This is a genomic window from Pseudomonas sp. EYE_354 (assembly GCF_023148575.1).
Classification (GTDB): domain Bacteria; phylum Pseudomonadota; class Gammaproteobacteria; order Pseudomonadales; family Pseudomonadaceae; genus Aquipseudomonas.
Genome location: NZ_JAHXNQ010000004.1, coordinates 98,551 through 111,545, shown reverse-complemented (window position 1 = coordinate 111,545; position 12,995 = coordinate 98,551). Strand labels below are relative to the sequence as shown.

The window sequence follows — 12,995 nt, the reverse complement described above, 5'->3', positions numbered from 1 at the left end:
CCTGTAAGCCGATTTCAGGCAGGAACCCCATGATGGACGCCTTCGAACTTCCTCAAACCCTGGTCCAGTCCCTTCAGCGTCGCGCGGCGCAGACCCCGGACCAGGTCGCCCTGCGCTTCCTCGCCGAGTCCGCCGAGCACAGCCTGGTGCTCAGCTACCGCGACCTCGACAGGCGCGCCCGCACCATCGCCGCCGCCCTGCAAGCCAACGCGGCGCCGGGCGAGCGTGCCGTGCTGTTGTTCCCCAGTGGTCCGGATTACGTCGCAGCGTTTTTTGGTTGCCTGTACGCCGGGGTGATCGCCGTGCCGGCCTATCCGCCGGAATCCACGCGCCGTCATCATCAGGAACGTTTGCTGTCGATCATCGGCGATGCCCAACCGCGCCTGCTGTTGACCATCGCCAGCCTTGCCGATGACCTGGCACGCATCGACAACGCGCCGCCTGTGCTGAGCGTCGATACCCTCGATGCGCAAAGCGCTCTCGACTGGCGTGCGCCCGACCTGAAGCCTGACGACATCGCCTTCCTGCAATACACCTCCGGCTCCACGGCGCTGCCCAAGGGCGTGCAGGTCAGCCACGGCAACCTGGTGGCCAACGAAGTGCTGATACGCCGCGGGTTCGGCATCGACCTCAACCCGGATGACGTCATCGTCAGCTGGTTGCCGCTGTACCACGACATGGGCCTGATCGGCGGCCTGTTGCAACCGATCTTCAGCGGCGTGCCCTGCGTGCTGATGTCGCCGGCGTACTTCCTCGGCCGGCCGTTGCGCTGGCTGGAAGCAATCAGCGAGTACGGTGGCACCATCAGCGGCGGCCCGGATTTCGCCTATCGCTTGTGCACTGAGCGGGTCAGTGAGTCGGCCCTGGAACGCCTGGACTTGAGCCGCTGGCGCGTGGCCTATTCCGGCTCCGAGCCGATTCGCCTCGACACCCTGGAACGCTTCGCCGAGAAGTTCGCTGCCTGTGGCTTTGGCTCCAAGCAGTTCTTTGCCTCCTACGGCCTGGCCGAGGCGACGTTGTTCGTCGCCGGCGGCACCCGTGGTCACGGCATCCCGGCGCTGCGCGTGGATGCGCAGGCCCTGGCCGCCAACCGCGCCGAGCCCGGCGAGGGCACTGCGGTGATGAGCTGCGGCACCGCCCAGCCGGACCATGCGGTGCTGATCGCTGACCCGCACACCCTGAGCGAACTGCCCGACAACCGCGTCGGCGAACTCTGGGCCACTGGCCCGAGCATCGCCCACGGCTACTGGCGCAACCCTGAAGCCACCGCCAAGACCTTTGTGAAGCATGCCGGGCGCACCTGGCTGCGCACCGGCGACCTGGGGTTTATCCGCGACGGCGAGGTGTACATCACCGGTCGCCTCAAAGACCTGCTGATCGTGCGCGGCCACAACCTGTACCCGCAAGACATCGAACAGACCATCGAACGCGAAGTGGAAGGGGTGCGCAAGGGTCGCGTCGCCGCGTTTGCGGTGCATGACCAGGGCCTGGAAGGCATCGGCATTGCCGTCGAAATCAGCCGCAGCGTGCAGAAAATTCTGGCGCCGCAAGCGCTGATCAACGCCATCCGCCAAGCCGTGGCCGAAGCCTGCCAAGAGGCGCCGAGCGTCGTGGTGTTGCTCAACCCCGGCGCGTTGCCCAAGACCTCCAGCGGCAAAGTGCAGCGTGCCGCGTGTGCCCTGCGCCACGCCGACGGCAGCCTCGACAGCTACGCGCAGTTCCCCGACCTGCAAGGGCCGCTAAGCGACGCGCCGTTGGCGTGCGAGCTGCAAAGCCAGATCGCCGCGATCTGGTGCGAGCAGCTGCAGGTGGCGAGTGTCGCCGCCGATGATCACTTCTTCCTGTTGGGCGGCAACTCCATCACCGCCACCCAGGTGATTGCGCGCCTGCGGGAAGCTCTGGGCCTGGAACTGAACCTGCGCCTGCTCTTCGAAGCGCCAACCCTGGCCGCGTTTGCCGCCGGTGTCGCGCAGTTGCAGCAAGACGGCGGCGTGGCCCAGGGCGCGATCCGCGCCTTGTCGCGCCACGACGAGTTGCCGCAATCCCTGGCCCAGAACCGTCTGTGGATCACCTGGCAACTGGACCCGCAGAGCAGCGCCTACACCATTCCCGGCGCGTTGCGCCTGCGCGGCGAGTTGGATGAAGACGCCGTCCGCCTGAGCTTCCAGCAGTTGGTCCAGCGTCACGAATCGCTGCGCACGCGCTTCTATGAGCGCGATGGCCAGGCCTTCCAGCGCATCGATGCCAAGGGCGCGTTCGACCTGCAGGTCATCGACCTCAGCGACCTGCCCGTGGCCGAGCGCGAAGTTCGCGCGCAGCAGATCCGTGAAGACGAAGCGCGCACCCAGTTCGACCTGGAAAAAGGCCCGCTGCTGTGGGTGACCCTGTTGCGCCTCGACGAGGAAGACCATCAGTTGTTGGTGACGCTGCACCACATCATTGCCGATGGCTGGTCGCTGAATATCCTGATCGATGAATTCTCGCGGCTGTACGCCGCTGCCGCCCAGGGCCAGCGCCTTGAGCTGCCGCCCCTGGCCCTGCAATACGCCGACTACGGCAGTTGGCAGCGTCAATGGCTGGCCGAAGGGGAAGGTCAGCGCCAACTGGCGTACTGGAAAACCCAGCTGGGCGACGAACACCCGACACTCAGCCTGGCCACCGACCACCCGCGCTCGGCGAGGCGCCTCAACACGGCCGCGCGCCATACCACGCGCCTGAGCGTTCAGCTCAGCGAGGCGATTCGCCAGACCGCTAACGTCAATGAGTCCACGCCGTTCATGCTGCTGCTGGCGGCGTTCCAGACTTTGCTCTATCGCTACAGCGGCCAGCGCGATATCCGTATCGGCGTGCCCAATGCCAACCGCTCACGCCAGGAAACCCAAGGCCTGGTCGGCTTCTTTATCAACACCCTGGTGCTGCGCGCCGAGCTGGACGGATGCCTGCCTTTCAACCAGTTGCTGGCCGCCACGCGCCAGACGGCTCTGGGCGCCCAGGCTCACCAGGACCTGCCGTTCGAACAACTGCTCGAAGCCTTTCCCCAGGCCCGCGAACAAGGTCTGTTCCAGGTCATGTTCAACCACCAGCAGCGCGACCTCAGCGCCTTGCGCCGCCTGCCGGGCATGCTCGCCGATGAGTTACCGTGGCACAGCCGCGAAGCCAAGTTCGACCTGCAGTTGCACAGCGAAGAAGACCGCAACGGGCGCCTGAGCCTGTCGTTCGACTACGCTGACGAACTGTTCGACCGCGCAACCATCGAGCGCCTGGCCGAGCACTTTATCCACCTGCTGCACGCCATTTGCCAACAGCCACACCAGGCCCTCGGCGAGCTGCCGTTGATGCCCGCGCACACGCCGCAACCCTGGAGCCAGGCACCGTGCGCGCCGGCCCGGCAGTGGTTGCCCGAATTGCTCAACCAACACACCTCGGAGCGCACCGCGCTGGTCTGGCAGGGCGGCAGCCTGAGCTTCGCCCAATTGCACACTCAGGCCAACCGCCTGGCGCATTACCTGCGCGACAAAGGCGTCGGCCCGGACGTGTGCGTGGCGATCGCCGCCGAGCGTTCGCCGCAACTGCTGATCGGCCTGTTGGCGATCATCAAGGCCGGTGGCGCCTATGTGCCGCTGGACCCGGATTACCCCGCCGACCGCCTGGCCTACATGCTCAAAGACAGCGGTGTGCACCTGCTGCTGAGCCAGACCTCGCTGCTCGCGCAGCTGCCAACTGCCGAAGGCGTGTGCGTCATAGCCATGGATACCCTGCACCTGGACCGCTGGCCGACCCAGGCGCCGGGCCTGCACCTGCACGGCGACAACCTGGCCTACGTGATTTACACCTCCGGCTCCACCGGCCAGCCCAAAGGCGTGGGCAATACCCATGGGGCCCTGGCCGAGCGCTTGCAGTGGATGCAAGCCACTTACCTGCTCAACGACACCGACGTGCTGATGCAAAAGGCCCCGATCAGCTTTGACGTGTCGGTGTGGGAATGCTTCTGGCCGTTGATCACCGGCTGCCGCCTGGTACTGGCCGGCCCGGGTGAACATCGCGATCCGCACCGCATTGCGCAACTGGTGCAGGAGCACGGTGTAACGACCCTGCACTTTGTGCCGCCGCTGTTGCAGCTGTTCATCGACGAGCCCCTGGCGGCCGACTGCACCAGCCTGCGTCGTCTGTTCTCCGGCGGCGAAGCGTTGCCTGCCGAGCTGCGCAACCGCGTGTTGGCCCAGTTGCCGGCGGTGCAATTGCACAACCGGTATGGCCCGACCGAAACCGCGATCAACGTCACCCACTGGCACTGCCAGGCCGACGATGGCGAGCGCTCGCCGATCGGCCGCCCGTTGGGCAATGTGATCTGCCGCGTTCTCGACGATCACCTCAACCTGTTGCCCGCCGGGGTGCCGGGAGAGCTGTGCATCGGTGGCATCGGCCTGGCGCGGGGTTACTTGGGGCGCGCCGGGCTGACCGCTGAACGCTTCGTTGCCGACCCACTGGGCGAGCCGGGCGCGCGCCTGTACCGCACCGGTGACCGGGTGCGCTGGAGCGCCGATGGCGTACTCGAATACCTCGGCCGTCTGGATCAACAGGTCAAGCTGCGCGGCTTCCGTGTGGAGCCCGAAGAAATCGAAGCGCGCCTGCTGGCGCTCGACGGTATCGCCCAGGCCGTGGTGCTGGTGCGCAACGCCACGTTAATCGGCTACTACACCGCCAGCACTGCGCTGGACGAACACACGGTGAAAACCGCCCTGGCCGCCGAGTTACCCGAATACATGGTGCCCGCGCTCTTGATGCGTCTGGACGCGATGCCCCTGAGCCCCAGCGGCAAACTCGACCGTCGTGCATTGCCCGAGCCGGTGTGGCACACCCGTGAGCACGTCGCGCCTGAATCGCCGTTGCAACAGCAGATCGCCGCGATCTGGCGCGAAGTCCTGGGGCTGCCGAACGTCGGCCTACGCGATGACTTCTTCGCCCTGGGCGGCCACTCTTTGCTGGCCACGCAAATCATCTCGCGCACTCGCCAGGCCTGTGACGTCGAGCTGCCATTACGCACCTTGTTCGACGCCAGCGAACTGGAAGCGTTTGCCGAACAGGTCGGCCGGATCCAGGCGGCAGGCCAGCGTAACCGGCAAACCGCGATTGCCACGGTCGACCGCAGCCAACCGGTGCCGCTGTCCTATTCCCAGCAGCGCATGTGGTTCCTCTGGCAGATGGAACCGGACAGCCCGGCCTACAACGTCGGCGGCATGGCACGCCTGCGTGGCGTGCTGGATGTGGGGCGCTTCGAGGCGGCGTTGCAGGCCTTGATCATGCGCCACGAAACCCTGCGCACCACGTTCCCGAGCGTCGACGGCGTGGCCTGGCAAAAGGTCGCGGCGCAGACCGGCCTGCGTATGGACTGGCAGGATATCAGTGCGCTGGATGAAGCCGCGCGCGCGCAGCGTTTGCAGCAATTGGCCGATCACGAAGCCCATACGCCGTTCAACCTCGAAACCGGGCCGTTGCTGCGTGCGTGCCTGGTCAAGGCCGGCGAGACCGAGCACTACCTGGTGCTGACTCTGCACCATATCGTCACCGAAGGCTGGGCCATGGACATTTTTGCCCGTGAACTCAGTGCACTCTACGAAGCCTTTATCGACGAGCGCCCGTCGCCGCTGGCTCCCTTGCCGGTGCAGTACCTGGACTACAGCGTGTGGCAGCGCCAGTGGCTGGAGTCCGGCGAGCGCCAACGCCAACTGGACTACTGGACCGCACAACTGGGCAACGAGCATCCGTTATTGGAGTTGCCGGGTGACCGCCCGCGGCCACCGGTGCAAAGTCATCAGGGCGAGCTGTACCGCTTCGATTTGAGCGACGAACTGGCCGCCCGCGTGCGCGCGTTCAACGCCGAGCGTGGCCTGACCCTGTTCATGACCATGGCCGCGACCCTGGCCGTGTTGCTCTACCGCTACAGCGGCCAGACCGACCTGCGCATTGGCGCCCCCGTGGCCAACCGTATCCGCCCGGAAAGCGAAGGGCTGATCGGCGCGTTCCTCAACACCCAGGTGCTGCGTTGCCAGCTCAACGGGCAGATGAGTGTCGGTGAGCTGTTCGATCAGGTGCGCCACACCGTGATCGAAGGCCAGTCGCACCAGGACCTGCCGTTCGATCATCTGGTGGAAGCTCTGCAACCGCCGCGCAGTGCGGCGTATAACCCGCTGTTCCAAGTGATGTGCAACGTGCAGCGCTGGGAGTTCCAGCAAAGCCGCCAACTGGCGGGCATGACCGTCGAATACCTGGCCAACGATGCCCGCGCCACCAAGTTCGACCTCAACCTGGAAGTCACCGACCTCGACCACCGCCTGGGCTGCTGCCTGACCTACAGCACCGACCTGTTCGATGAACCGCGCATTGCGCGCATGGCCGAACATTGGCGCAACCTGTTGCAAGCCTTGATCGCCAGCCCCGAGCAGCGCCTCAGCGAGCTGCCGTTGCTGAGCGTCGGCGAGCAGCGGGTGTTGCAGGACAGTCTGGGTGTGGAACCCGGCGAACACCGTCTCGATCAGTGCATCCATCAGTTGTTCAGCCGGCATGCGGTCAAGCGTGGCGATGCGCCGGCGCTGACCTTTGCCGGTGTCACCCTCACGTACGCCGAGCTGGACGCTCGCGCCAATCGCCTGGCCTGGATGCTGCGCGAGCGCGGCGTGGGCCCGCAGGTGCGGGTGGGCCTGGCGCTGCCGCGCTCGCTGGAAATGGTCATCGGCCTCCTGGCGATCCTCAAGGCCGGCGGCGCCTATGTGCCGTTGGACCCGGAGTACCCGCTGGATCGCCTGCATTACATGATCGAAGACAGCGGCATCGGCCTGTTGCTCAGCGATGCGGCAATGTTCGAAGCCCTCGGTGAACTGCCGGCAACGGTGGCGTGCTGGTGCCTGGAGGATGACGCGCCGGTGCTGGCCAACTACCCGGCGAGTGAGCTGCCGTTCATCAGCCTGCCACAGCACCAGGCGTACCTGATCTACACCTCCGGCTCCACCGGTAAACCCAAAGGTGTGGTGGTGTCCCACGGCGAAATCGCCATGCATTGTCAGGCCGTGATCGAGCGCTTCGGCATGCGCCCGGACGACTGTGAGCTGCATTTCTATTCGATCAACTTTGACGCCGCCACCGAGCGCTTGCTCGTGCCGCTGCTCAGTGGCGCGCAGGTGGTGTTGCGGGCACAGGGCCAGTGGGATGCGGAAGAAATCTGCGCGCTGATCCGCACCCATCGCATCTCCGTTCTCGGCTTTACCCCCAGCTACGGCAGCCAGTTGGCGCAGTGGCTGGCAACGCAACAGCAGACCTTGCCGGTGCGCATGTGCATCACCGGCGGCGAGGCCCTGACCGGCGAGCATTTGCAGCGCATCCGCGCGGCGTTCCAGCCGCAGGTGTTTTTCAACGCCTATGGCCCGACGGAAACCGTGGTGATGCCACTGGCCAGCCTGGCCCCCGAGCAACTGGAAGAGGGCGCCGCCAGCGTGCCGATCGGCAGCATCATTGGTGAGCGCGTCGCGTACATCCTCGACGCCGACCTGGCGTTGGTGCCCCAAGGCGCGACCGGCGAGCTGTATGTCGGCGGCGCCGGCCTGGCCCAGGGTTACCACGAGCGGCCGGGCATGACCGCGGAACGGTTTGTCGCTGACCCGTTCGCGCGCAACGGCGGGCGCCTGTACCGCACCGGCGACCTGGTGCGCCAGCGCGCCGATGGCCTGGTGGAATACCTGGGGCGGATTGACCATCAAGTGAAAATCCGGGGTTTCCGTATCGAACTGGGCGAGATCGAAACCCGCCTGCTCGAACACACAGCCGTGCGCGAAGCCGTGGTGCTGGCCCTGGATTCGCCGAGCGGCAGGCAATTGGTGGCGTACCTGGTCAGCGACGCCGAGCACGGCGCCTTGCGCGAAGCGCTGAAGGCTCATCTGAAGGCACAACTGCCGGACTACATGGTGCCTGCGCACCTGATCGTGCTCGACAGCATGCCGCTCACCGCCAACGGCAAGCTCGACCGCCGCGCCCTGCCGGCGCCTGACCCCGAGGCCAATCGTCAGCAGTATGTGGCACCGCGCAACGCGCTTGAGCACACCCTGGCAGCGATCTGGGCTGCCGTGCTGAACGTGCAGCAAGTCGGCCTGGACGATAACTTCTTTGAACTGGGCGGCGACTCGATCCTGTCGATCCAGGTGGTCAGCCGCGCGCGGCAGGCGGGCATCCATTTCAGCCCCCGCGACCTGTTCCAGCACCAGACCGTGCAGACCCTGGCTGCCGTCGCCACGCGCACCGAGCGTGTGACCGCCGAGCAGGGCGTGCTCACCGGCAGCTCGGGCCTGACGCCGATCCAACAGTGGTTCTTCGACAGCGAGATTCCCGCGCGTCAGCACTGGAACCAGGCCCTGGTGCTCAAACCGCTGCAACTGCTTGAACCCCATCGCCTGGAGCAAGCGCTGTTGGCGGTGCTGGAACACCATGATGCGCTGCGCCTGAGTTTCAGCCAGCGCGATGCGCACTGGCACGCCGAACACTTGGCCGTACCCCAGGGCGGCGTACTGATGCAGGCGCACGTGCGGGATATGGCGCAGTGCACCGCGCTGTTCACCGACACCCAGCGCAGCCTCGACCTGCAACACGGCCCGCTGCTGCGTGCGTTGCTGGTGGACGGTCCCGACGGTCAACAGCGCCTGCTGATTGCGATCCATCACCTGGTGGTGGACGGTGTGTCGTGGCGCGTGCTGCTTGAGGACCTGCAGAACGTCTATCGCCAATTGAGCGACGGCCAATCGGTGAGCCTGCCGGCCAAGACCAGCCCACTGCGTGACTGGGCCGCGCGTTTGCAGGCCTATGCCAGCAGCGAATCCCTGCGTGAGGAACTGAGTGTGTGGCAAGCGCAGTTGGCCGGTCCCGCCGTGGCGTTGCCGGTCGACCGTGCCCACGGCTCGCTGCGTCATCGCGATGCCGAGACGGTCAGCGTGCGCCTGGACGCCGAGCACACGCGCCAGTTGCTGCAACACGCGCCGAGCGCCTACCGCACCCAGGTCAATGACCTGCTGCTGACTGCCCTGGCCCGTGTGCTGTGCCGCTGGAGCGGCCACGCGTCGGCGTTGATCCAACTCGAAGGCCACGGCCGCGAAACCCTGTTCGATGAGATCGACCTGACCCGCAGCGTCGGTTGGTTCACCAGCGCTTACCCGCTGCGCCTGACTCCGGTGGACATCGAAGAAGCGGCCGGGCAGGGCGCCTCGATCAAGGCGATCAAAGAGCAACTGCGTGGCGTGCCGCACAAAGGCCTGGGCTATGGCGTGCTGCGCTACCTGGCGGACGACCTGTGCCGGCAAACCATGACGGCACTGCCCAGCGCCGCCATCACCTTCAACTACCTCGGTCAGTTCGACCAAAGCTTTGGCAGCGATGCGCTGCTCCATCCGCTGGATGAGCCCGCAGGCCAGGCCCATGACCCGGATGCACCGCTGCCCAATCAACTGAGCGTCGACAGCCAGGTGTACGGCGGTGAGCTGGTGCTGCGCTGGACCTTCAGCCGCGAACGCCATGACACACACACCATCAGCGAATTGGCCGAGGCCTACCTGGCGGAGCTGCAAAGCCTGATCGCCCACTGCCTCAAGGACGACGCCGGCGGCCTCACGCCGTCCGACTTCCCGCTGGCGCGGCTGACGCAGCCGCAACTCGACAGCCTGCCGGTCCCGGCGCACGCCATCGAAGACGTCTACCCGCTGACGCCGATGCAGGAAGGCCTGTTGCTGCACACCTTGCTGGAGCCGGGCACCGGCCTGTACTACATGCAGGACCGCTACCGCATCAACAGCGCCCTGGACCCTGAACGTTTCGCCCAGGCCTGGCAGGCGGTCATCGCCCGTCACGAAGCCCTGCGCGCCTCGTTCTGCTGGAACGTCGGCGAAGACATGCTGCAAGTGATCCACAAACCGGGCAGCACGCCGATCGAGTACCTGGACTGGCGCGACGCGCCTGAAGCCGAGCAGGAGCCGCGTCTGCAAGCGCTGCTCAAGGCTGAACGCGAAGCCGGTTTCGATCTGCTCAACCAGGCGCCGTTCTACCTGCGCCTGATCCGCGTTGGTCAAGCGCGCTACTGGTTCATGATGAGCAATCACCACATCCTGATCGATGCCTGGTGCCGTTCGCTGCTGATGAATGACTTTTTTGAGCTCTATATGGCCCTGGGTGAAGGCCGTGATGCGCAACTGGCCACGCCGCCGCGCTACCGCGACTACATCGCCTGGCTGCAACGCCAGGACCTGGCCCAGGCACGCCAGTGGTGGCAGCAGAACCTGCAGGGCTTCGAGCGCACCACGCCGATCCCGAGCGACCGGCCGTTCCTGCGCGAACACGCGGGCCACAGCGGCGGCATGATCGTGGGCGACTGCTACACCCGCCTGGATGTCCGCGACGGTGCGCAACTGCGCGAATTGGCCCAGGCCCATCAACTGACCATCAACACCTTCGCGCAGGCGGCCTGGGCCCTGGTACTGCGCCGTTTGAGCGGCGATCGCGACGTGCTGTTCGGTGTCACCGTGGCCGGGCGCCCGGTGGACATGCCCGAGATGCAACGCACCGTCGGCCTGTTTATCAACAGCATTGCGCTGCGGGTCAAACTGCCGCAGGACGATCAACCGTGCAGCGTGCGCCAGTGGTTGAGCGACCTGCTCGACAGCAATATGCAACTGCGCGAGTACGAATACCTGCCGCTGGTGGCTATTCAGGAACACAGCGAGCTGCCCAAGGGCCAGCCGCTGTTCGATAGCCTGTTCGTGTTCGAAAACGCCCCGGTGGAAAGCTCGGTGCTGGACCACGCCCACAACCTGAACGCCACCTCGGACTCCGGCCGCACCCACACCAACTTCCCGTTGACCGCCGTGTGCTACCCAGGCGATGACCTCGGTTTGCACCTGTCCTATGACACCCGTTATTTCGACGAAACCACCGTGCAAGGCATGCTCGACGAGTTCAAGCGCCTGCTGCTGGCGCTGGTGCAAGGTTTTCACGGCGACATGGCTGACCTGCCGTTGATCGGCGAGCAGGAGCGTGAGTTCCTGGTGGACGGGTGCAACCATAGCGAGCACGACTACCCGCTGGACAGCAGTTACATCGAGCTGTTCGAGCGCCAGGTAGCGGCCCATCCACAGCGCATTGCCGCCCGTTGCCTGGACCAGCAATGGACCTATGACGAACTGAACCGGCGCAGTAACGGGCTGGGCCATGCCTTGATTGCAGCGGGCGTCGGCCTCGATCAGCCGGTGGCGCTGTTGGCCGAGCGTAGCCTGGACCTGTTGGGCATGATCGTCGGCAGCTTCAAGGCCGGTGCCGGTTACCTGCCGCTGGACCCAGGCTTGCCGAGCCAGCGCTTGAGCCGAATCATCGAGCTGAGCCGCACGCCGTTGCTGGTGTGCACCGAGGCCTGCCGCGCGCAGGCGCTGGAACTGCTGGAGGAATTGGGCTGTGCCGGGCGGCCCAAGTTGCTGGTGTGGGACACGCTGGCGGCCTCGGCGCAGAACCCTGGCGTTTACAGCGCCCCGGACAACCTGGCCTACGTGATCTACACCTCGGGCTCCACCGGTTTGCCCAAAGGGGTGATGGTCGAACAGCGCGGCATGCTCAACAACCAACTGAGCAAGCAGCCGTACCTGGACCTGAGCGCGACGGACGTGATCGCACAGACGGCGTCGCAAAGTTTCGATATTTCCGTGTGGCAGTTCCTCGCCGCGCCGCTGTTCGGCGCGCGGGTGGATATCGTGCCGAACACCATCGCCCACGACCCGCAAGGCTTGCTGGCCCACGTTCAGGCACACGGCATTACGGTGCTGGAAAGCGTGCCGTCGCTGATCCAGGGCATGCTGGCCCAGGAGCGTATCGGTCTCGACGGCCTGCGCTGGATGCTGCCCACCGGTGAAGCCATGCCGCCGGAGTTGGCGCACCAATGGCTATTGCGTTACCCGCAGATCGGCCTGGTGAATGCCTACGGCCCGGCCGAATGTTCGGATGACGTGGCGTTCTTCCGCGTCGACTTGGCGTCGACCCGTGGTACCTACCTGCCGATTGGCACACCCACCGACAACAACCGGTTATATGTGCTCGACGGTGCGCTGGAGTTGGTGCCGCAAGGCGCCGTGGGGGAGCTGTGCGTTGCCGGCACTGGTGTCGGTCGAGGTTACGTCAGCGACCCACTGCGCACCGCTGCGGTCTTTGTACCGAACCCGTTCGGTGCGCCGGGCGAGCGCTTGTACCGCACCGGCGACCTGGCGCGGCGGCGCAGCGACGGGGTGCTGGAATACGTCGGGCGTATCGACCATCAGGTGAAGATTCGCGGTTACCGCATCGAACTGGGTGAAATCGAAGCGCGCCTGCACGAGCAACCGCACGTACGCGATGCGGCGGTGGCGGTGCAGGAAGGCGTCAACGGCAAGCACCTCGTCGGCTACCTGGTTGCGGCTGATCAAAGTCTCAACCCCGCTGAACGCCTGGACCGTATCAAGCAACGCCTGCGTGCCGAACTGCCGGAATACATGGTGCCGCTGCACTGGCTGTGGCTCGAGCGACTGCCCCTCAATGCCAACGGCAAGCTCGACCGCAAGGCCCTGCCGACCCTGGAGATCGGCCAGTTGCACAGCCAGGACTACCTGGCCCCACGCAACGAACTGGAAACCACCCTGGCGGCGATCTGGGCTGAGGTGCTCAAGGTCGAACGGGTTGGTGTGCAAGACAACTTCTTTGAACTGGGCGGGCACTCGTTGCTGGCCACGCAGATTGCCTCGCGGGTGCAGAAAAGTTTGCAGCGTGATGTGCCGTTACGGGCGATGTTCGAGTGCAGCACGGTGGCGGAGTTGGCCGAATACATTGAGGGGCTGGCGGCCAATGAGATCAGCGCGGAGAAGGTGGATCGGCTGAGTGATTTGATGGCGGAGCTGGAAGGGCTCTGACCTCAGTTGCCTGTCAGGTCTCATCAGGGGCAAGCCCCCGAC

1 protein-coding gene is annotated in these 12,995 nt (G+C 65.6%); it reads left to right on the top strand.

The window, feature by feature from the left end; translation table 11 throughout:
• The first annotated feature begins 29 nt into the window (after window positions 1–29).
• Entirely contained in the window at window positions 30–12,953 is a 12,924-nt protein-coding gene (locus tag KZX66_RS06940) for a non-ribosomal peptide synthetase (RefSeq protein ID WP_248077838.1), read from the top strand.
• Window positions 12,954–12,995 lie beyond the last annotated feature (42 nt).

What these genes read in the sequence shown, in the direction of transcription:
- KZX66_RS06940 (WP_248077838.1), top strand. Translation starts at nt 30, where the DNA reads ATGATGGACGCCTTCGAACTTCCTCAAACCCTGGTCCAGTCCCTTCAG.